Source organism: Burkholderia seminalis DSM 23518, from assembly GCF_902832885.1.
Taxonomy (GTDB): domain Bacteria; phylum Pseudomonadota; class Gammaproteobacteria; order Burkholderiales; family Burkholderiaceae; genus Burkholderia; species Burkholderia seminalis.
Map to the genome: position 1 here is coordinate 352,959 of NZ_CADFDK010000001.1, position 20,459 is coordinate 373,417.

A 20,459-nucleotide genomic window follows, 5' to 3' on the forward strand; every position below is an offset into this window, starting at 1 on the left:
GTAAGCCGTCGTAGGGATTCTAGATTTCCTGGAAAGCCGAAGTCAATAATGTTTTGTGATTTTGTAATTCTGAATTGAAAAGCCGACTGAAATTATTACGCGTTGGGTCGGTAAAATATGCGATTGAATGGATTTGGATAACGCGGTCCGGATATCCGATGGCGAAACGATCGGCAATGGCGTTTCATACCGGCGATTGACGCCGGAAAGCAAGGGAATCGTCTCGTTCAAGCCGACCGTGGTCGGAGCGGCGCGCGAAGCCGTGCAATTCTCGTTCATGCCGGGAAACCGCAGTTCGCGTGTTCAGGCCGCCGGGTCCGTCAGGTTGGCAGGCTGAGCGCCCGTCGCCGTTCATGCGGCCGGCGCCGTCGGTGTTCGATGCGGTAAAAGAGCAGGTATCGTCGCCGGAACGGACGACCGCCGATTCGGTACGCGTTTTTTCGCGGTTGCGACGGCCGCGCGCTGCCCGTCCGCGACGCGGCACCTTCGATTGCCCATATTCACGTGATATCGTCGCGGAGCGTCGGAAGCCATCCACCGTTTATTCCATTGTGAGAGGCGACATGCGTCTAGCTGATTTCATCGTTCAGAACATGGAGCCGATCCTGGTGGAGTGGGAGGCATTTGCCGCCACGCTGCTGCCGGCTGCGCGGAGCATGGACGCGCATGGGCTACGCGATCACGCGCGTCAGATCCTGCAGGCGGTGGCCGAGGACATCGATACGCCGCAAACGACGGCGGAGCAACATGAAAAATCGCTTGGACGAGCGCCCGAACCGGTGAACGCGGAGAAAACGGCCGCGCAGACGCATGCCGTCCTGCGCGCGCGTCGAGGCTTCAACATCAATCAATTGACGGCCGAGTATCGGGCGCTGCGTGCCAGTGTGCTGCGCTTGTGGATCGACGCATGCCAGCCGGACGCACCTCATGTGGACGACATGATTCGCTTCAATGAGGCGATCGATCAGGCGCTCGCGGAATCCGTTGCTTTTTTTACCGAGCAGGTGGAGCTGGCCCGCAACTTGTTGCTCGGGATGCTGGGTCACGATATGCGCACGCCGCTGCAGACCATTCAGATAACAGCGTCCTATTTGGCCGCGCTCAATGCCGGAGAAGACATATCGGAGGCCGCGGCCCGGCTGATTCGCAGCGGCGGGCGCATGCACGCTCTCCTTGACGATCTTTGCGATTTCAACCGGACGCAACTCGGGCTCGGTATCAACGTCGTGCGCCGCGATGCCGATCTCGTGCAAGTGCTCGGCAATGTGGTCGACGAATTGCAGACGGCTCATCCGAATCGCGAGATCAATCTCGAGGTGAACGGCGACCTGCGGGGTGACTGGGATGATCAGCGGCTCGAGCAGCTCCTGAGCAATCTGGTGAGCAACGCAGTCAAGTATGGAGCGCCCGATACACCCGTGCGGGTGACGGCGACGTCGGACGACGCAGAGGCGCATATCGAGGTCGGGAATAAGGGGCCCGTTATCGATCGGCTCACGCTCGACCGGATCTTCGATCCGCTTCAGCGTGGATCCGACCGATCGGAAAACGTCGATGACGATGTCGGATTGGGGTTGGGCTTGTACATCGCCAGCGAGATCGCCAAGGCACATCAGGGTCGTATCGAGGCGCGGTCCGATTCGACGGAAACAGTTTTCTCGGTACATCTGCCGAGAGGTGCGCGAAACGAGCGTCCCGGAGCTCGTGTCGAGCGGCAGTGATGCGGAGTGGGTTTCGTGGGGGCGCGTTGTTCTGAGATTCCCGGCTATATCGAGATTGATGATGGCAGTGAATTCATTCGAAGGCGCTCGACAAACGGGCGGACGAGAACGGTGTGGAGATTGACTGCTCGCGCCCCGGCAAGCCCCGGCCGGCAAATGGGTTCTTGTCGCAGAAGAACGCCAGACGCCAAATCGAAGTTTGGTGCGGGTACCATAACGAGGCGCGCCCTCGCGCCGCGCTACAGCGGACGACATCGATGGAATTCGCTCGCTAGCGTACCGACCGGGCCGATTCGGCCCACCCCGAAGAGCCGGAATTTTCCCTTCAAGACCGAGACGGAAATTGGACCAGCCTCAGTAAGCGAAACGGTGGAAAAGGGGTATCGTCCCGAGAGGGTTGAAGTAATACCCCTTTTTTTCTCGGCCGGGCACGATTTCCGGCGCACGCAAGCGAACGACGGAAGGGCGTGAAGCGCCCGACTGGCAAAGGGTTATGGCAAAGTGCCGAACCAACAGAAACTGGAGCAACCGAAGTGATCAGACATATCGTCATGTGGAAGTTGAAGGAATCGGCCGAAGGCGCGACGCGCGCACAGAACGCGCTGAAGCTGAAGGAAAAGCTCGAAGGCTGCCGCGACCTCGTACCAGGCACCTTGCAGATCGACGTCGGCGTGGCGACGCCGGGCCTCGACGCGACCGCGGACATCGTGCTCGTATCCGATTTCGCGGACAAGGCCGCGCTCGACGCGTACCAGGTGCACCCGGTCCACCAGGAAGTGAAGAAATTCGTCGTCGCGGTCGCCGAATCGCGCGAGTGCGTCGACTACATCGTCGACAGCGCACGATGAGCGACGCGGCAACCCCGACGGACGGCCCGTCGATCGAAAGCCCGTTCGTCGACCTGCTCGGCGTGCAGCTCGTGTCCGCGAAGGATGGGGCGAGCGAGATCGTGCTGCCGCTCGAGGAGCGGCACATGAACACGTGGAGCATCGCGCACGGCGGCGTGACGATGACGCTTTCCGACATCGCGCTCGCGATGGCGGCGCGCAGCCTGACCGACGACGGCGTCGGCGTCGTCACGGTCGAGATGAAGGTGAACTTCATGCAGCCGGGGCGCGGCGAGTTGCGCGCCTATGGGCGTGTGATGCACCGCTCGACGACGATGGCCTACTGCGAAGGCGAAGTGCGCGACAGCGACGGCAATTTCGTCGCGAAGGCGCTCGGCACGTTCAAGTACATGCGGCGGCTCGCGGTCGGTCGCGACATCAAGCGGCAGCGTTCGCGCACCGCGCCGGACGCCCAGCCCGGCCCGAGCGACGCGTAGGCACCCGGCGCACGGCCCGGTCTGCTGGTTGAGGCAGGGCCGTTGCGTTTGGCGGCACGGAAAGCCGGCACATCGCGCGTCACGCCTGCCTGATTCGGGCGTGGCATCATGCACGCTTGTCCGTTCACGGCGCCGCGCAGGCGCTGTTTTCCCCGATGCCGCTGAATCCGAAGATCGCCCAGGTGCTCGACATGATCGAGCGCGCGAAACGCCCGTCCTATCACCACCAGACGCCGCAGCAGGCGCGCGCCGCGTACGAGAAGAGCGCGCCGATCCTCGATGTCGCGCCGGCGCCGATGCATGCGGTGGAGGCGTGCGTCGTGCCGACGCGCGACGGCCGCACGATCGGTGCGCGGCTGTACCTGCCGGTCGCGCCGAGCCTCGCGGAGCCGTTGCCCGCGCTCGTCTACTACCACGGCGGCGGCTTCACGGTCGGCAGCGTCGACACGCACGATGCGTTGTGCCGGATGTTCGCGCGCGATGCGCAGTGCGCGGTGCTGTCGGTCGATTACCGGCTCGCGCCCGAACACCGGTTTCCGACCGCGGTGAACGACGCCGACGACGCGTTGCGGTGGCTCCATCGCGAAGCCGCCACGTTCGGCATCGACGCCGCACGGCTGGCGGTCGGCGGCGACAGCGCGGGCGGTACGCTTGCCACCGTCTGCGCGGTGCTCGCGCGCGATGCGGGCATCCGCCTGGCACTGCAGATGCTGATCTATCCGGGCGTGACGGGTTACCAGGACACCGCATCGCACGCGCGGCTCGCGAACGGCTACCTGCTGACGCAGGACACGATCCAGTGGTTCTTCACGCAATACGTGCGTGATCCGGCGGATCGCGACGACTGGCGCTTCGCGCCGCTCGACGGCACGCGCGGCGCGCCGTCGTTCGCGGGCGTCGCGCCGGCGTGGATCGCGACGGCCGAATACGATCCGCTGAGCGACGAGGGGGCCGCGTACGCGGACAAGCTGCGCGCGGCCGGCAATGCGGTCACGCTGGTCTGCTATCCGGGGATGATTCACGAATTCTTCAAGATGGGCGGTTACGTGCCCGAGGTGCGGGCCGCGCATGGCGATGCGGTCGCGGCGCTGAAGGCCGCATTCGACGACATTTGACGGCGGGCGCCCGAAGGCGCGCGTCGCAGGGAGGCTGCGATGACGGACGGCGTGGTGGAAACGGGCGACTGGGCGGTATTGGGCGGCGACGCCGCGCGGATTCGAGACGCGGTGTTCGTGCGCGAGCAGCAGATTCCGCCGGAATGGGAACTCGACGACGACGATCCGCTGTCGCTGCATGCGGTCGCGTACCGGATCGACGCGGTAACCGGCACGCGCCGTGCGGTCGCGACGGGACGGTTGTTGCCGTCGGGTACGATCGGCCGCGTTGCGGTGCTGGCCGACGCGCGCGGGCAGGGCGTCGGGTCGGCCGTGCTGAACGCGCTGCTGGAGGCCGCGCGGCGGCGCGGCGAAGCCGCCGTGCGGCTGTATGCGCAGGATTCGGCGGTGGCGTTCTATGTGCGGCACGGCTTCGCGGCGGTCGGCGAACCGTTCGTCGAAGCCGGCGTGCCGCACGTCGAGATGACGCGCGCGCCGTAGCGCGAAAGGCGCGCGTTCAGCGCGGCCGTGCCGACGCCACGTCGATGTCGAACGTCAACGCGCGCTCGAACGAACCCGGCCGCACGGTACGGTGCGAACCGTCGTCGTCGCAGCGCTCCTTGATCTCCACCGTCAGCCGCACGCCTTCCTTCATCGTGACGCGCAGCGCGGTCGTGCCGCGCGTGCCGTATTCGGGCGTCTCGATGAATGCGGCCGACAGCGCACGCTCGCGCTCGATCGGGATGCCGGTGTGCGGCAGCGCGTCGTCGTCCGCGACGTGCGGATCGCGCATCAGCGCGATCAGCTCGTCGAGCGGCGGGGTCGGATCGTCGGTGAGCAGCGTGCCGAGTTCCGCGCGCTTGCGCACGACTTTCGGCCAGGGCGTATCGAGCCGCGCATTCGACAGCGCATGCACGCCGGGCGTGACAGCGACCGGCGCGGCGACCCGGCTTTCGCCTTCGGGCGCACGGTTGCAGAACCACGCGAGTTCGCGCCGCCGCCAGTGGCCGACGAGCAGGTTGAAGCCGTTGTAGACGGCCGCATGCTCGGCAAGCTGCCCGAGATACTCGAGCGGCGCGACGGGCGGGCCGCCGAGGAAATCGGACACGAGCTTGCCGCGGGTCGGTGCGCCCGCGCGGATGTCGAACGGCGCGCGGTAGTTCGTCAGCGCGGCGAACCGGCCGTCGCGCGAGACGCCGAGCCACGTGCCGCCCGCTTCGAGATCGCGGCCGGCAAGGACGCCCGGCACATCTTCCCACCACGAGAGCGGCGCGCTGGTCCGGCGAAAGAACTCGTCGCGGTTGGCGGCGAGGGTAAAGACGGGACCGGCGGCGGCATCAGGCTGCCAGTCGAAGGCAATCAGACACATCGGGCGAATCTCTCGCAGGAAACATCGGGCGCCGGCTGCGACTCGCGAGCCGGCGCCCGAATGGGTTGTCAGTGCGTCACGCTTCCGTCGGCCATGCGTACGGCAGCGCGTCGAACGCGAGCGCCGGGCCGTCGGCCGAACCGACGTGCACCGTGCCGTTGTCGAGCGCGGCGAGCTTGATCTCGACGAGCGCGTCGACGCCGCCGGCGGGCGCGGCCGCCGCGTTGACGATCATCCCGCACGGCTGGCCGGGATCGTCGCTGTGGAACAGCTCGACGCCGGCATGCACGGTATCGATGTCGCCGGCGACGTGAGCGAGCGCGGTGCGGCGCTTGATCGTGCCGCGGTACTGGCTGCGCGCGACGACTTCCTGGCCCGGGTAGCACCCTTTCCTGAAGTTAACGGCACCGATCACGTCGAAGTTGACCATCTGCGGCACGAACTGTTCGACGGCCGGCTGCGTGATGCGCGGCTCGCCCGCGCGAATGTCGAGCCAGTCCCACACGGCCGGCGACACGACCGGCAGCGTGCCGGCGAGCGCCGCGAGGCGCGCGTCGACCTCGGCGCGCGGGCCGATCCACAGATAGCGCTTGCGGCCGGCCGCGTCGGGCACGCGGATCAGCGCGCCGGCCGGGCCGTCGACCTTCACGTGCACGCCGTCCGGCAGCGCGTCGAAGATGCCCGACAGCGCGTCGCGCACGTCGCCCGTGAAGCCGGCCACCGCGAGCGTGTCGCTTGCATCGGTGAGCTTCGCCTTCGCGCGCAGCACGAACATCGACAGCCGCTTCTGCACGGCCGGCTGCACATCCTTCGACACGAGCAGGCGCACGTCGTGGCCGGCGCGCCAGGCGAGGAACGACCCCAGCAGGCGCCCCTTCGGCGAGCAATAGCCGGACAGCCGCGCGCTCGCGGCATCGAGGTGCTCGATGTCGTTGGTCAGCTGGCTGTGCAGGAACGTCGCGGCGTCGTCGCCGGCCACGTCGATCACGCCGAACTGCGGCAGCGGCATGCAGGCGCCCGGCGCTTCGAAATCGGCGGCGGACGGGCGGGGAAAAACGGGGAGCGAGGCAGATGCGGCCTGGGCAGCCGGTGAAGCGAACGGTGTGCTCATGGAATGAGGGAACAGTCAACCCTGACTTTGACGAAGGCGAGCAAGTATTATATGGGTCTTACCTGAGTCACGTTTCCATGTCCCTACTGAAGAAATGCGCCGCGACGATCGTGGCGCTGGCCGTCGTTGTGGCCGCTGCCGGCGCGGGCGGCGGGTATTACTGGGCGACCCGGCCGCTGCTGCTGGGCTCGGCATCGCTCGACGTCACGATCAAGCCGCGCAGCACCGTGAAGAGCGTCGCGCTGCAGCTCAAGCGCGGCGGCGTGCCGGTCGAACCGTTCGGGTTCGTCGCGATGACGCGCGTGCTCGGGCTGTCGAGCCGGCTCAAGTCCGGCAACTACGAATTCAAGACCGGCATCACGCCTTACGAGGTGCTGCAGAAGATTGCGCGCGGCGACGTGAACGAGTACGTCGCGACGGTCATCGAAGGCTGGACCTTCAAGCGGATGCGCGCGGAACTCGATGCGAACCCCGACCTGTCGCACTCGACGGCCGGCATGAGCGACGCCGAGCTGCTGCGTGCGATCGGCGCATCGGACAGCGCCGTGCAGCGCGGCAGCGGCGAGGGGCTGTTCTTCCCCGATACCTACCTGTTCGACAAGGGCACGAGCGACCTGAACATCTACCGGCGCGCGTATCACCTGATGCAGACGCGTCTCGACGAGGCGTGGGCCGCCCGCGTGCCGGGGCTGCCGTACAAGTCGCCTTACGAAGCGCTGACGATCGCATCGATCGTCGAGAAGGAAACGGGCCACGCGGCCGACCGCGCGTTCGTCGCGGCCGTGTTCGCGAACCGGCTGCGCATCGGCATGCCGCTGCAGACCGATCCGTCGGTGATCTACGGGCTCGGCGACGCGTACGACGGCCGCCTGCGCAAGCGCGACCTGCAGGCCGACACTCCTTACAATACCTACACGCGACGCGGCCTGCCGCCGACGCCGATCGCGTTGCCGGGTGTCGCCGCGCTGCAGGCGGCGATCAATCCGGCACCGACGAGCGCGCTCTATTTCGTCGCGAAGGGCGACGGCACGAGCGTGTTCTCGGACACGCTGGGCGATCACAACAAGGCCGTGGACAAGTACATACGAGGTCAATAATGGCGAGCGGTAAATTCATCACGTTCGAAGGCATCGACGGGGCGGGGAAGACCACCCACCTGCAATGGTTCTGCGAACGGCTCCAGGGCAAGCTGGCCGCGGCCGGCCGGCAGGTCGTCGTCACCCGCGAGCCGGGCGGCACGCAGCTCGGCGAGAAACTGCGCGAGATCCTGCTGAACCAGCCGATGGACCTCGAGACGGAAGCGCTGCTGATGTTCGCCGCGCGCCGCGAGCATCTCGCGCTCGTGATCGAGCCGGCGCTCGCGCGCGGCGACTGGGTCGTGTCCGACCGTTTCACCGACGCGACGTTCGCGTACCAGGGCGGCGGCCGCGGGCTGCCGCGCGACAAGCTCGAAACGCTCGAGCGCTGGGTGCAGGGCGGTTTCCAGCCCGACCTCACGGTGCTGTTCGACGTCGCGCCGCACGTCGCGAGCGAGCGCCGTGGCGCCGCGCGCATGCCCGACAAGTTCGAAAGCGAATCGGACGCGTTCTTTTCGCGTACGCGCGGCGAATATCTGCGGCGCGCGGAAGAGGCGCCGCACCGTTTCGCGATCGTCGACGCGACGCAGTCGATTCCCGAGATCCGCCAGCAGCTCGAACGCGTGCTCGCCGCGCTGTAACCCGCAAGGAACGCACCACATGATCTATCCGTGGCAGACCGACGACTGGAACCGCCTGCAGCAACTGCGCGCGCAATGGCCGCATGCGCTGCTGCTGCACGGCCAGGCCGGGATCGGCAAGCTGCAGTTCGCGCAGCATCTCGCGCAGGGCTTCCTGTGCGAATCGCCGCAGCCGAACGGCGAGCCGTGCGGCACCTGCGCGGCCTGCACGTGGTTCTCGCAGGGCAACCATCCGGACTACCGGATCGTGCTGCCCGAGGCGCTGGCGGGCGAAGCGCCGGGCGCCGCGGACGACGCGAAGCCGGCTGACGCGGACGAAGGCGGCAAGAAGACGCGCGCGCCGAGCAAGGAAATCAAGATCGAGCAGGTGCGCGCGCTGCTGGACTTCTGCGGGGTCGGCTCGCACCGCGGCGGCGCGCGCGTCGTCGTGCTGTATCCGGCCGAGGCGCTCAACGTCGCCGCGTCGAACGCGCTGCTGAAGACGCTGGAGGAGCCGCCGTCCGGCGTCGTGTTCCTGCTCGTGTCGGCACGCATCGACCGCCTGCTGCCGACCATCATCAGCCGCTGCCGGCAGTGGCCGATGACGGTGCCGGCGCCCGACGCGGCCGAGACATGGCTTGCGGCGCAGGGCGTCGACCACGCCCGCGCGCTGCTCGCGGAAGCTGGCGGCGCGCCGCTCGCCGCGCTGGCGCTCGCGAGCGACGAGAACCGCCCGCTGCGCGACTACACGCTCGGGCAGCTCGCGGCCGGGGCCGGATGCGATCCGTTCGCGTGCGGCGAGACGCTGCAGAAGCTGCCGGTGCCGCTGGTGCTCGGCTGGCTGCAGCGTTGGTTGTACGATCTGCTCGCGCAGCGGATGGCGGGCGCGCCGCGCTACTTCCCGATGCACGCGGCGGCGCTCGCGCGTTGCGCGGAGGCGGTCGACGCGAACGCGTTCGCGCGTTTCATGAAAGCCGTGACGCGGCAGCGGACGGTCGAGAACCATCCGCTCAATGCACGGCTCGTATTCGAGGAATTGTTTCTCGGATATCGGGAAATGTTCGCGTGATCCGGTATTGCTTCCCGTGGGTTGCGAAATGGTGAACGGATCGAACGGACCACTCGGCGACGCGGCCCGTCGCCGCATGCCGGCGAGCGCGTGAGCGCGCGTCTTACGTATTCAGGAAACACGATGTTCGTCGACTCTCACTGCCACATCAATTTCAAGGGCCTGGCCGACCGCCTGCCGGCCGTTCTCGAGAACATGCGCGAGCATGACGTCACGCACGCGCTGTGCGTGTCCGTCGATTTCGAGACGCTGCCCGACGTGCTTGCGATCGCCGACGCGCACGACAACGTCTACGCGTCGGTCGGCGTGCATCCCGATCACGAGGACGCGCGCGAGCCGACGCTCGCGGAGCTCGTCGAGCTGGCCGCGCACCCGAAGGTCGTCGCGATCGGCGAAACGGGCCTCGACTACTACCGCCTCGAAGGCCGCTCGATCGCCGACATGGAATGGCAGCGCGAACGCTTTCGCACGCACATCCGCGCGGCGACCGCGACGATGAAGCCGCTGATCATCCATACGCGCGCGTCGTCGGAAGACACGCTGCGGATCATGGCCGAGGAGCGGGCCGACGTGCCCGGCGGCGTGATGCACTGCTTCACCGAGCCGTGGTCCGTCGCCGAGCAGGCGCTCGCGCAGAACTTCCATATCTCGTTGTCGGGCATCGTCACGTTCAAGAACGCGACCGATGTGCAGGACGTCGCGCGGCGCGTGCCGCTCGACCGGCTGCTGATCGAGACCGACTCGCCGTACCTCGCGCCGGTGCCGTATCGCGGCAAGCCGAATGAACCTGCGTACGTCAGCCATGTCGGACGCTTTATCGCATCCGAACGCGGGATGGCCGTCGAGGCGCTCGCCGATGCGACGACGCAGAACTTTTTCCGGCTGTTCAAGATCGCCCGCTAACGACGTGCGCGCAGCCGACACAACCCAGGGAAGGAGCCCACAACAATGACGAAGCCGACCAATCATCTGCCCAAACGCGCCCTCGTTGCCGCCGCGCTGGTCGCGAGCGGCCTGTTCGCCGCCGCCGGCGCGCATGCCGAGTCGCTCGACGCGATCGTCAAGGCCGTCAAGTTCGACGACATCGCCGACATCGGCAAGCAGCTCAAGAGCGGCAAGCTCGACCCGAACACGCTCGCGCCGAACGGCGATCCGATCCTGGTGATCGCCGCGCGCGAGAAGTCGGACAAGGTCGCGGCCGCGATCGCGACGACGCCGAACGTCGACCTCGAGAAGGAAGACAAGGCCGGCGAGAACGCGCTGATGCTCGCGTCGCTGAACGGCGACCTGGGCCTCGCGAAGCTGCTGATCGACAAGGGCGCGGAAGTCAGCAAGAAGGGCTGGGCGCCGCTGCACTACGCGGCGACCAACGGCCAGGACGCGGTCGTGAAGCTGCTGCTCGACCACGATGCCTACATCGACACGGCGTCACCGAACGGCACGACCCCGCTGATGATGGCCGCGCGCGGCAACCATGCGTCGACGGTCACGCTGCTGCTCGACCAGGGCGCCGATCCGCAGGTCAAGAACCAGCTCGGCATCACCGCGCTCGAGTTCGCGAAGCACTACAACGCGCCGGACGCGATCGAGATCCTGAGCAAGCGGACGACGCGCATTGGTGCGGCGACGCCGGCAGATGCGCAAAAGAGTGCAAAATGACGGTTTTCGGTGCGGGACGGTGCGCCCGGCCGGCCGGATTCCGGCCGGAGCAGGGTGCCCGGCGCCGCGCCGGCCAAGGCAGCAGGCGGCCTCGGGCCGCATTGATATAAGGAACACCATGTTGCGCGCAATGTTTTGTGCCGCGGCGTTTGCCGTGCCGTTGTCGGCGGCGGCTTTCACGGGCGCGGATCTCGACCGGCTGTGCGCGAAGACGGACGTGAAGTCGCGGGCGTCGTGCGCGGCCTATATCGAAGGCGCCGCCGACGGCGTCTACAACACGATCGACGCGATCGGCGGCACCACGGGGCCGCGCGTCGGCCAGTATTTCTGCCTGCCGCCCGACATCCGGGCGCAGCAGATGACCGACGCGGTGCGCAAGTACATCGCGGAAAATCCGAAGCTGGCCGACTACAACGCGAGCACCGCCGTGTCGCTCGGTCTCGGCAAGGCGTTTCCGTGCAGGAGCGGCAACTGACCTGACGCCGTGTCCTGGCCCATGCGCGGTCCGGACGTCGCCGACGCATCCCAGGACGAGGCTGCACGCCTCATCACCCAAGGGCGCCGATGATTTCAATCGAGGAACTGCAGCGCATCGCCGATGCGCCGCTGCATGCGTGGCTCGGCACGCTGGCCGTGTCGGTCATCGTCATGCTGGTCGTCGCGGTCGTGCACCGCCTCGGCGCACGCATCGTCAAGCGCGTCGCGCAGCCGTATCCGCTGATGAGCGCGATCCTACGCTACATCGACAAGCCGTCGCTCGTCGTGCTCGCGCTGCTGGCGCTCGAGTTCGTGTGGGTCCAGGCGGACGACGGCATGTCGTTCGTGCGCGGCATGCGCACCGCGGCCGCGGTCGGCTCGATCGTGTCGCTCACGTGGCTGCTGGTGCGGCTCGCGGCCGGCGTCGGCGACGCGATCATCCAGGCCCATCCGATCGATACGGCCGACAACCTGCAGGCGCGGCGCATCCATACGCAGGCCAAGGTGCTCGTGCGGACCGTGATGGTGCTGATCGTGATCATCGGCACCGGCGCCGCGCTGATGACGTTCCCGAACGTGCGTCAGGTGGGCGCGAGCCTGCTGGCGTCGGCCGGCGTCGCGGGGCTGGTCGCCGGTATCGCCGCGCGGCCGGTGCTCGGCAACCTGATCGCCGGGCTGCAGATCGCGCTCACGCAGCCGATCCGGCTCGACGACGTGGTCGTGATCCAGGGCGAGTGGGGGCGCATCGAGGAAATCACCGGCTCGTTCGTGTCGGTGCGGCTGTGGGATCAGCGGCGCCTCGTCGTGCCGCTGCAATGGATCATCGAGAACCCGTTCACGAACTGGACGCGCAGCAGTTCGGAAATCATCGGCACGGTCTACCTGTCGGTCGACTACCGGACACCGCTCGCGCCGCTGCGCGAGGAACTCGCGCGGCTCGTCCATGCGGCGCCCGAGTGGGACGGCCGCGTGCAGGTGCTGCAGGTCACCGACGCGACCGAGCGCACGATGCAGTTGCGCGCGCTCGTCAGCGCGGCCGATGCGTCGTCGTGCTGGGATCTGCGCTGCCGCGTGCGCGAAGGGTTGATCGCATACCTGCAGGACCGCTACCCGCAATGCCTGCCGCGCAGCCGGATGGAGCTGTATCCGCACGAATCCGCGCCGGACGCGCCGAATCCCGAACGGCCGCACGCGCGGCAGCCTGCCGCCAGCACGGCGGCCAATACCGCGGCCGATCCGCAGGCCGTCGACGGCCGCTGAGCGCGGCCCGGCGCCTGTCCGCCACGGAGGATTCCCCTCTTCCCATGACCGCACTGAAGACGCTTGCCATCGCCAATTACCGCTCGCTGCGCGAACTGATCGTGCCGCTCGCGGCGCTCAACGTCGTGACGGGGCCGAACGGCAGCGGCAAGTCGAGCGTGTACCGCGCGCTGCGGCTGCTCGCCGACACCGCGCAGGGCCGCGTGATCCCGTCGCTCGCCCGCGAGGGCGGGTTGCCGTCGACGCTGTGGGCCGGCCCCGAGCGCTTCTCGCGCGCGATGCTGGACGGCGATGCGCCGGTGACGGGCACGGTGCGCAAGGGGCCCGTGAGCCTGAAGCTCGGCTTCGCGTGCGCCGACTTCGGTTATTCGATCGATCTCGGCCTGCCGGTCGCGAGCCATTCGCAGTTCGCGCTCGATCCGGTGGTCAAGCGCGAATGCATCTGGGGCGGCGCGCTGCCGCGTCCGTCGACGCTGCTGGTCGATCGGCAGGGCGCGCAGATCCGCGCGCGCACCGCGTCGGGCGACTGGTGGACGATTCCGCAGCCGGTCGCGAGCTTCGACAGCATGATGACCGAATTCGCCGATCCGACCGGCGCGCCCGAGATGATCGCGGTACGCGAGCGGATCCGTTCGTGGCGCTTCTACGACCATTTCCGGACCGATGCGCAGGCGCCGGCGCGCCAGTCGCACATCGGCACCCACACGCCGGTGCTCGCGGACGATGGCGCCGATCTCGCCGCCGCGCTGCAGACGATCCGCGAAATCGGCGACGCGGCCGCGCTCGACGCGGCGATCGACGACGCGTTTCCCGGTGCGTCGGTCGAGATCGACAATCCGGGCGGCCGCGGCCGGTTCGACGTGCTGATGCGCCAGCCGGGGCTGCTGCGGCCGCTGGCGGCGGCCGAGCTGTCCGACGGCACGCTGCGCTACTTGCTGCTCGCGGCCGCGCTGCTGACGCCGCGCCCGCCGGCGCTGATGGTGCTGAACGAACCGGAGACGAGCCTGCATCCCGATCTGCTGCCCGCGCTTGGCCGCCTGATCGCGCAGGCCGCGCGGCGCTCGCAGGTGCTCGTCGTGTCGCACGCGGCGCGGCTGATCGCGACGCTCGAGCGCGAGGCCGGCTGCGAATCGCTGGTGCTCGACAAGCAGCTCGGCGCGACCGCGCTCGTCGATGCCGACACACGCGACCTGCCGGCCTGGAAGTGGCCGTCGCGTTGACGGGGCCGGATCGATTCGGCCGTGCGCGGTGGAGGCGGCTGCCCCGCGAACGGAATGTATCCTGTCTGTAACAACGCCCATAAAATGCAAGACGGGCGGCTCCCGGCAGCGGGATCGCGAATAATGTCGGGATAGGCGGCTGGCGCCTTGCCGGCCAGCACTGCAAGGGTCGGGCGCGCGCAATGCGCGATCGCCCGCCGGCCGGGCCGCCAGGGAAGGACACAGGAGACGTGGACCATGAGAATTGCGCAGATCGCCCCGCTGACCGAATCCGTGCCGCCGAAGCTGTACGGCGGCACCGAGCGCGTCGTGTCCTACATCACCGAGGCGCTCGTCGAGCTTGGCCACGACGTGACGCTGTTCGCGAGCGGCGACTCGACGACGCGGGCACGGCTCGAGCCCGTGTGGCCGCGCGCGCTGCGGCTCGATTCGTCGATCCGCGACCGCGTCGCCCCGCACATGCTGCTGATGGAGACGGTCGCGCGCCGCGCGAAGGATTTCGACGTGCTCCATTTCCACATGGACTACTACTCGTTCTCGGTCTTCAACCGGCAGGAAACGCCGTACGTGACGACGCTGCACGGCCGGCTCGACCTGCCCGAGCAGCAGCCGGTGTTCGACACGTTCAACACGGCGCCGGTGATCTCGATTTCGAACTCGCAGCGCCAGCCGCTGCCGCAGGCGAAATGGCTGACGACCGTCTATCACGGGCTGCCCGACACGCTGTACATGCCACAACCGGTCGAGCCGCGCTATCTCGCGTTCCTCGGCCGCATCTCGCCGGAAAAGCGCGTCGATACCGCGATCCGCATCGCGCGCCAGTGCGGGCTGCCGATCCGGATCGCCGCGAAGATCGACGCGGCCGACCAGGAGTACTTCGAGCGCGAGATCAAGCCGCTGTTCGCGCTGCCGCACGTCGAATACATCGGCGAGATCGCCGATCACCAGAAGGCCGAGTTCCTGTCGGGCGCGCATGCGCTGCTGTTTCCGATCGACTGGCCGGAGCCGTTCGGCCTCGTGATGATCGAGGCGATGTCGTGCGGCACGCCGGTGGTCGCGTTCAATCGCGGCGCGGTGCCCGAGGTGGTGGACGAGGGCGTGTCGGGGTTCATCGTCGAGGATGAAATCAGCGCGGTGGCCGCCGTGAACCGGCTGCACCTGCTGCCGCGTGCGCGCGTGCGGCAGCGCTTCGAGGAGCGCTTCACGTCGCGCCGGATGGCGCAGCAGTACGTCGACGTCTACCAGTCGGTGATCCGCGCGCAGAAACGCTCGCGCTTCAAGGTGATCGACTCGACGACCTGAACGTGCCGACGCGGCACGCGGACGGATGAAAAAACGGCGATGTCCGCAAGGACATCGCCGTTTGCGCATGGCCCGCGCGCGGCGCGCGCGGGCGGTGCGTCAGCGTCAGATCTTGAGCTTCGTGACCTTCGTGCCGTTGATCGACACGTCGCCCATCAGGCCCGCGTTCGTCAGCACGACGACCTGGACCGGCGCGGTGGCCGTGGTCGTGTCGACGGCGCCGTTCGCGCCCATCTTCACGAGTGCGACCGAAGCGCCGGCGCCGGCTGCCCAGCCGTCCGAGCCGCGGAATTCGTCGAGCGCTTCCTGCGTCATGAACAGGAACACGATCGCCTTCGACTGCGCACCGGCCTGCAGGCCGACGGACAGCGACGACGTGTTGTAGTAGCCGACCGTGCTGCCGCCGACGCGCAGCGCGCCGTTGCCCGACTGGCCGCCGACGATGAAGCCGGCCTGGATCACGTCGGGGAAGACCAGCACGCCGCGCGATTTCGCGACGAGTTCGCGGGAACCCTTGACCGTCGAGTACATGCGCGACAGCGTGGCGTCGACGCTCGCGTCGATCGACTGGCGCTTCGACGCGTTGGTGGCGGCGTTGTCCGGCTTGTCCGGGGTGGTGGTGCAACCGGTGAGCGCGAGGCTACCGACGATGAGCGCAGCGGCGGCTTTCAGCACAAGATTCCGTTTTTGCATCGTTCTTCTCCATCGGATGATGTTCGGAGTGAGTCTCGCTCATGGAGCGGATCACGTCGGCAGTTATAACACAGCGGATTACAGCCTCTTTTCGTCGGCACGTGAAAAAGCGTCAAATCGCGCGGGGGTGTCGCGGCGCGCCAACGGACGGACCGGCGCCTGCGCGCCGGGTGGATTCGGTGCACGGCGGCGGTCGATCGATCGACGGGAGGGCGGCGTTTGCGCCGCACATCAATGCGTGACGGGCGGGACGGGCGGCTTGATCGGCGGGCGGCGCAGCGCGCGGCGGATCAGCGCGATCACGACCCCGCATGCGAACAGGAACGCGGCCGGGACGACCCAGTAGCCGACGAACGCATGCCACAGGTAGCCGGCGAGCGTATTGCGGCGCACCACGTATTCGTCGCGGGCCGCCTGCTGGCGCGGCGCGTTGGCGGCCAGCACGTCGGCCGGGCAGCCGGCCGCGCGCGCCTCGTCAGGATCCCCGTGGCACTTCGCGGCGGCACCGGCGGCTTGCTGGGCTTCAGTGAGCTGCCAGGTGGTCAGCGCGAGCTGCAGGTCCGCCTTGTTGTAGGCCATTTCCTCGCGGATCTCGCGCACGGCGACGATCGCGACGGGCACGGCCCAGAACACGATCACGATCAGCCAGCGGCGGAACCAGCGGTGTTGTCTCCATGCCATCCAAGCCTCCGTTTGACGCGCGTGCGCGTCCGTCTCGAGGGCGGCCCGATGGCGCTTCTTGTACTTGGGTGGGCCGCGTTGCAGCCATCATAGAAGAAAACGCGGCGAATTGCCGCACCATGTGGCGGTGCCGGGCCGGCGGGCCGGAAAAGCGGGGCGGGAAGGGGGAGGACGGAGGGGAAACGCGCGTGTCGATGCGCGTGCAACGAAAACGAAAAATGCCGCGCCCGCCGGAGCGGTGCGCGGCATTCGATACGGGAGCGCCGGAACTCAGGCGGCCGGCTGATTGCTCAGGCAGCTCTTCATGAACGCCTTGCGATCGTCGCCCTTCTTGCCGGTGGCCTGCGTGTTGCACGCCTTCATCTTTTCCTGCTGCGTCATCGCCTTCGCGGGCTTCGCCGACAGGCAGTCCTTCATGAACGCCTTGCGTTCGTCGCCCGTCTTGCCGGCTGCCTGGGTGTTGCAGGCCTTCATCTTGTCCTGCTGGCTGTTCGCCGCGAATGCGGGGGAAGCCAGCATGCCGCCGAGCAGCACTGCGGCTACGAGCGATTGGATTTTCATTTCGACACTCCCATGGGGTGAATTGCGTGTTATCGACGCCGTCACGAAGCACGCCGCGTTGCGGATAGGGCCGCATCGCGCCGTGCGCTCCGATTATGGCAAATCCATGTGAAAACACCACAACGGCACTTTCTATAACGTTGCGGACGCCACGGCCGTTGACCGCGCATGCGACCGGGCGATCGGGACAAACCATGACGCGTGGCCGCCGGCATCGGCCGCCGCGCCGGAACCTGCCGGATCCCGGCCGCGAGCCATTACAATCGCGGCCATGAATACTCCGAATCCCGCATCCCCTTCGTCCGCGGCGGCGCTGCCGCGCATCGCCATGCTCGCTACCGGCGGCACGATCGCCGGCGCCGCGCCCGACGCGGCCAGCACGGCCGGCTACCAGGCCGGCGCGCTCGGTGTCAATTTCCTGGTCGACGCGGTACCGGCGCTCGCGTCGGTCGCGCGTATCGACGCCGAGCAGATCGCCAGCATCGACAGCAAGGATCTCGCGCTGCCGCTGTGGAACACGCTTGCCGCGCGGATCGACGCGCTGATGGCCGATCCGGCGATCGACGGCATCGTGATCACGCACGGCACCGATACGCTCGAGGAAACCGCGTACGCGCTGCATCTGGTCGTGACGGGCGAGAAGCCGGTCGTGCTGACGGCCGCGATGCGGCCGGCGACCGCGCTGTCGTCCGACGGCCCGCTCAACCTGCTGAACGCGGTGACGGTGGCCGGCCATCCGGCCGCGCGCGGGCAAGGCGTGCTGGTCGCGTTCAACAACCGGATCCACGCCGCGCGCGACGTCGTGAAGACGAGCACCTATGCGGTCGACGCCTTCCAGTCGCCGGAACTGGGCGCACTCGGCTGGGTGCAGGACGGCCGCGTCGAATTCGCGCGCCGTGTCACGCGTTCGCGCGACTCGCAGCTGGCGATCGCCGCGGCGTGGCCGCCCGTCGAAGTCGTCGCGAGCTATGCGGGCGTCACGCGCACGGCCGTCGACGCGCTCGTGGCTGCCGGCGTGCGCGGCTTCGTCGTCGCGGGCACCGGCAACGGGTCGATCCATGCGACGCTGCAGGCGGCGCTCGCCGATGCGGTGAAGGCCGGCGTGGCGGTGGTCCGTGCGTCGCGCGTCGGGTCGGGGCATGTGATGCGCAACGGCGCCGCGAGCGACGATGCGCTCGGTTTCGTCAGCGCGGGCTCGCTGAATCCGTTCAAGGCACGCGTGCTGCTGATGCTCGCACTCGCGAACGGCATTGTCGGTCGCGACGCGCTGCAGCGCGCATTCGACACGCTGTAACGGCGACAGGCCGGTCGGGCGGCGCGCGGCGCCCATGAAAAAGGCAGGCCATCGGCCTGCCTTTTTTGCATCAGTCCGGCAAGTTTGCTCAGGACTGCGGCGGAATCACGAGCTTCTGGCCCGGGTAGATCCGGTCCGGGCTCGACAGCATCGGCTTGTTCGCTTCGAAGATCGCCGGATACTTGTTCGCGTCGCCATACACTTCCTTGGCGATCGCCGACAGCGTGTCGCCCGGCTTCACGTCGTGATACTGCACTTCGGGATCGTCCGGCTGCAGATCGTCGTCGTTGACGCCCGCGACGCCTTGCACGTTGCCGGCCGCGACCTTGACCTTCGCCTTCGTGTCGAGGTCGGCGACGCTGCCCGACAGCGTGACGGTGCGCGATGCGCCGTCGAACGCGACGGTCAGGTTCGACGTGTCGAGCCCTTGCGAGTTGATGTAATTCTTGATCGCATCGGCCGCGGTCTGGTTTGCGGCATTCGGATCTTCCGCTGCTTGCGCATCGGCATGACCCAGCAGTTTTTCACCCGCCTCTTTGATAAACGAAAGAAGACCCATCGCTGCACTCCTTAGGTGGTTGAACAGAAAACGCGCCATGAAGTGGCGAAAAAACACCGCGCTGGGCGCATTCACGAACGTGAACGCAAGCGCGGCGGTTTTCTCGAAAGGCGTGGCGAAAGTGTAGGCGTTCAGCGCGACGATTGCATGAAAAATCGCGCGCTCGAACGTAAAGAAATGTAATACGCGAAATCCGACAGGCGGACACCCGACGACGACGTCTGACCGACCAAGGCTTCCCCGGCGCCGCCGGGTGCCGCTGCGGACCCCACCACGCCGCTCTCAGCCCAGAGCGGCGTTTTTCGCCCCGTCCCGCACGCCGTTGGCGATGCAGGGCGGGGCGCCCCACCGTGATGCGCGCGTGTCCGCGCATCGATGCGACCGGCCGCGGCCGGTTCGCGCATGTCTGTCGCGCGCCTCCGCCATTGCAGCGGAAACGCGCGGTGCGGCAGTCGCGTTACGCGGCCGGCGTCTGGCCGATCTCGAAGTTCGACATGATCTCGAGCGCGCGTACGAGTGCCGAGTGATCCCATGCCTTGCCGCCGTGCGATGCGCACACGCTGAACAGCTGCTGCGCGCTGGCCGTATGCGGCAGCGCGAGGCCGAGCTTGCGTGCGCCGTCGAGCGCGAGGTTCAGGTCCTTCTGATGCAGCTCGATGCGGAAGCCCGGATCGAACGTGCGCTTCGTCATCCGCGCGCCGTGCACTTCGAGGATGCGCGACGCGGCGAAGCCGCCCATCAGCGCCTGGCGAACGCGCTCCGGATCGGCGCCCGAGCGCGCGGCGAACAGGAGCGCTTCGCCGACGGCCTCGATGTTCAGCGCGACGATGATCTGGTTCGCGACCTTGCAGGTCTGGCCGGCGCCGTTGTCGCCGACGAGCGTGATGTTCTTGCCCATCTTCTCGAACAGCGGCTTCGCGCGCTCGAACGCCTTCTCCGGGCCGCCGACCATGATCGTCAGCGTCGCTTCGCGGGCGCCGACCTCGCCGCCGGACACCGGTGCGTCGAGGTAGTCGCAACCGAGCGCGTTGATCTGCTTCGCGAAAGCCTGCGTGTCGAGCGGCGAAATCGAGCTCATGTCGATCACGAGCTTGCCGGCCGTCAGACCCTTCGCGACGCCGTCGTCGGCGAACAGCACGTTACGCACGTCCGGCGTATCCGGCACCATCGAGATGATGATGTCGGCGTGCTGCGCGACTTCGGTCGAGTTCGCGACGACCTTCGCGCTCGCGCGCAGATCGTCCGGGATCGGGAACGCGCCGTTCACGACGAGCTGGTGGTCGCCCTTGAGCAGGTTGCGCGCCATGTGCGCGCCCATGATGCCGAGGCCGATGAAACCGATGGTTGCCATGTGAAAGTCTCCTATTGG

Annotated in this window: 24 protein-coding genes and 1 pseudogene; 18 read left to right on the forward strand and 7 right to left on the reverse strand. The window is 67.7% G+C overall.

The window, feature by feature from the left end:
- Nucleotides 1-127: 127 nt before the first annotated feature.
- The 7 genes and pseudogenes from HWX00_RS01615 to HWX00_RS01640 all read left to right on the forward strand — a co-directional run bounded on the left by HWX00_RS01615 (nt 128) and on the right by HWX00_RS01640 (nt 4,640).
- The gene (locus tag HWX00_RS01615; RefSeq protein WP_124669699.1) at nt 128-337 is read left to right on the forward strand and encodes a hypothetical protein; all 210 of its coding nucleotides are present in this window, start codon (nt 128-130) and stop codon (nt 335-337) included.
- Between the two features lie 226 nt (nt 338-563).
- The gene (locus HWX00_RS01620) at nt 564-1,721 is read left to right on the forward strand and encodes a sensor histidine kinase (RefSeq protein ID WP_124669698.1); all 1,158 of its coding nucleotides are present in this window, start codon (nt 564-566) and stop codon (nt 1,719-1,721) included.
- 36 nt (nt 1,722-1,757) lie between these two features.
- Nucleotides 1,758-1,996: pseudogene (locus tag HWX00_RS36670) on the forward strand (IS3 family transposase); the annotation flags it as partial.
- Nucleotides 1,997-2,254: 258 nt separating this feature from the next.
- On the forward strand, nt 2,255-2,569 hold the full coding sequence (locus HWX00_RS01625; RefSeq protein WP_027787175.1) for a Dabb family protein: 315 nt from the start codon (nt 2,255-2,257) through the stop codon (nt 2,567-2,569).
- On the forward strand, nt 2,566-3,045 hold the full coding sequence (locus tag HWX00_RS01630; RefSeq protein ID WP_034188705.1) for a PaaI family thioesterase: 480 nt from the start codon (nt 2,566-2,568) through the stop codon (nt 3,043-3,045). Before HWX00_RS01625 ends, HWX00_RS01630 begins: the two co-directional genes overlap by 4 nt.
- A gap of 155 nt (nt 3,046-3,200) precedes the next feature.
- Entirely contained in the window at nt 3,201-4,160 is a 960-nt protein-coding gene (locus HWX00_RS01635) for an alpha/beta hydrolase (protein ID WP_049034504.1), read from the forward strand.
- 39 nt (nt 4,161-4,199) lie between these two features.
- The gene (locus tag HWX00_RS01640) at nt 4,200-4,640 is read left to right on the forward strand and encodes a GNAT family N-acetyltransferase (protein WP_049034503.1); all 441 of its coding nucleotides are present in this window, start codon (nt 4,200-4,202) and stop codon (nt 4,638-4,640) included.
- Between the two features lie 16 nt (nt 4,641-4,656).
- Here HWX00_RS01640 and HWX00_RS01645 read toward each other — a convergent pair whose 3' ends face one another.
- Nucleotides 4,657-5,508, reverse strand: coding sequence for an NRDE family protein (locus HWX00_RS01645; protein ID WP_175027203.1), 852 nt, complete (start codon nt 5,506-5,508; stop codon nt 4,657-4,659).
- Between the two features lie 76 nt (nt 5,509-5,584).
- The gene (gene ygfZ, locus HWX00_RS01650; protein WP_069706473.1) at nt 5,585-6,619 is read right to left on the reverse strand and encodes a CAF17-like 4Fe-4S cluster assembly/insertion protein YgfZ; all 1,035 of its coding nucleotides are present in this window, start codon (nt 6,617-6,619) and stop codon (nt 5,585-5,587) included.
- Nucleotides 6,620-6,696: 77 nt separating this feature from the next.
- Here ygfZ and mltG point away from each other — a divergent pair, with 77 nt between their 5' ends.
- From mltG to HWX00_RS01695, 9 genes are all read left to right on the forward strand, one after another.
- The gene (gene mltG, locus HWX00_RS01655; protein ID WP_034188701.1) at nt 6,697-7,716 is read left to right on the forward strand and encodes an endolytic transglycosylase MltG; all 1,020 of its coding nucleotides are present in this window, start codon (nt 6,697-6,699) and stop codon (nt 7,714-7,716) included.
- A complete protein-coding gene (tmk, locus tag HWX00_RS01660; protein ID WP_034188700.1) occupies nt 7,716-8,336 on the forward strand; it encodes a dTMP kinase in 621 nt (206 codons plus the stop codon). Before mltG ends, tmk begins: the two co-directional genes overlap by 1 nt.
- Before the next feature lie 19 nt (nt 8,337-8,355).
- Nucleotides 8,356-9,384: a DNA polymerase III subunit delta' gene (locus HWX00_RS01665; RefSeq protein WP_175027204.1), complete on the forward strand. Its 1,029-nt coding sequence runs from the start codon at nt 8,356-8,358 to the stop codon at nt 9,382-9,384.
- Nucleotides 9,385-9,507: 123 nt separating this feature from the next.
- Nucleotides 9,508-10,287 (forward strand): TatD family hydrolase, encoded by a 780-nt coding sequence (locus tag HWX00_RS01670; RefSeq protein WP_034188698.1) that lies wholly within the window; start codon nt 9,508-9,510, stop codon nt 10,285-10,287.
- A 45-nt stretch (nt 10,288-10,332) separates the two neighbouring features.
- On the forward strand, nt 10,333-11,043 hold the full coding sequence (locus HWX00_RS01675) for an ankyrin repeat domain-containing protein (protein ID WP_034188697.1): 711 nt from the start codon (nt 10,333-10,335) through the stop codon (nt 11,041-11,043).
- A gap of 118 nt (nt 11,044-11,161) precedes the next feature.
- Nucleotides 11,162-11,518, forward strand: a complete 357-nt coding sequence (locus tag HWX00_RS01680) for a Rap1a/Tai family immunity protein (RefSeq protein ID WP_006485939.1) — start codon at nt 11,162-11,164, stop codon at nt 11,516-11,518.
- An 89-nt stretch (nt 11,519-11,607) separates the two neighbouring features.
- Nucleotides 11,608-12,780: a mechanosensitive ion channel family protein gene (locus tag HWX00_RS01685; protein ID WP_069245646.1), complete on the forward strand. Its 1,173-nt coding sequence runs from the start codon at nt 11,608-11,610 to the stop codon at nt 12,778-12,780.
- A gap of 44 nt (nt 12,781-12,824) precedes the next feature.
- The gene (locus HWX00_RS01690; protein ID WP_069245645.1) at nt 12,825-14,000 is read left to right on the forward strand and encodes an AAA family ATPase; all 1,176 of its coding nucleotides are present in this window, start codon (nt 12,825-12,827) and stop codon (nt 13,998-14,000) included.
- Between the two features lie 237 nt (nt 14,001-14,237).
- A complete protein-coding gene (locus HWX00_RS01695; RefSeq protein WP_034188694.1) occupies nt 14,238-15,302 on the forward strand; it encodes a glycosyltransferase family 4 protein in 1,065 nt (354 codons plus the stop codon).
- A 105-nt stretch (nt 15,303-15,407) separates the two neighbouring features.
- On the opposite strand, the gene HWX00_RS01700 is transcribed toward HWX00_RS01695, so the two are convergent.
- The 3 genes from HWX00_RS01700 to HWX00_RS01710 form a co-directional block, all read right to left on the reverse strand.
- Nucleotides 15,408-15,995: a BPSL1445 family SYLF domain-containing lipoprotein gene (locus HWX00_RS01700; protein WP_034188693.1), complete on the reverse strand. Its 588-nt coding sequence runs from the start codon at nt 15,993-15,995 to the stop codon at nt 15,408-15,410.
- Nucleotides 15,996-16,226: 231 nt separating this feature from the next.
- A complete protein-coding gene (locus HWX00_RS01705) occupies nt 16,227-16,676 on the reverse strand; it encodes a membrane protein (protein ID WP_034188692.1) in 450 nt (149 codons plus the stop codon).
- 270 nt (nt 16,677-16,946) lie between these two features.
- A complete protein-coding gene (locus tag HWX00_RS01710) occupies nt 16,947-17,237 on the reverse strand; it encodes a PsiF family protein (RefSeq protein ID WP_011549641.1) in 291 nt (96 codons plus the stop codon).
- Between the two features lie 271 nt (nt 17,238-17,508).
- Between HWX00_RS01710 and HWX00_RS01715 the strand changes: the two genes are divergently transcribed.
- Nucleotides 17,509-18,531, forward strand: coding sequence for an asparaginase (locus HWX00_RS01715; RefSeq protein ID WP_175027205.1), 1,023 nt, complete (start codon nt 17,509-17,511; stop codon nt 18,529-18,531).
- A gap of 88 nt (nt 18,532-18,619) precedes the next feature.
- Here HWX00_RS01715 and lysM read toward each other — a convergent pair whose 3' ends face one another.
- Complete coding sequence (gene lysM, locus HWX00_RS01720; RefSeq protein WP_034188690.1) at nt 18,620-19,090, reverse strand: peptidoglycan-binding protein LysM; 471 nt, start codon at nt 19,088-19,090, stop codon at nt 18,620-18,622.
- A gap of 15 nt (nt 19,091-19,105) precedes the next feature.
- Here lysM and HWX00_RS01725 point away from each other — a divergent pair, with 15 nt between their 5' ends.
- Nucleotides 19,106-19,273: a hypothetical protein gene (locus HWX00_RS01725; RefSeq protein WP_175027206.1), complete on the forward strand. Its 168-nt coding sequence runs from the start codon at nt 19,106-19,108 to the stop codon at nt 19,271-19,273.
- Nucleotides 19,274-19,547: 274 nt separating this feature from the next.
- On the opposite strand, the gene HWX00_RS01730 is transcribed toward HWX00_RS01725, so the two are convergent.
- Nucleotides 19,548-20,441, reverse strand: coding sequence for a 2-hydroxy-3-oxopropionate reductase (locus HWX00_RS01730; protein WP_034188689.1), 894 nt, complete (start codon nt 20,439-20,441; stop codon nt 19,548-19,550).
- Between the last annotated feature and the right edge of the window lie 18 nt (nt 20,442-20,459).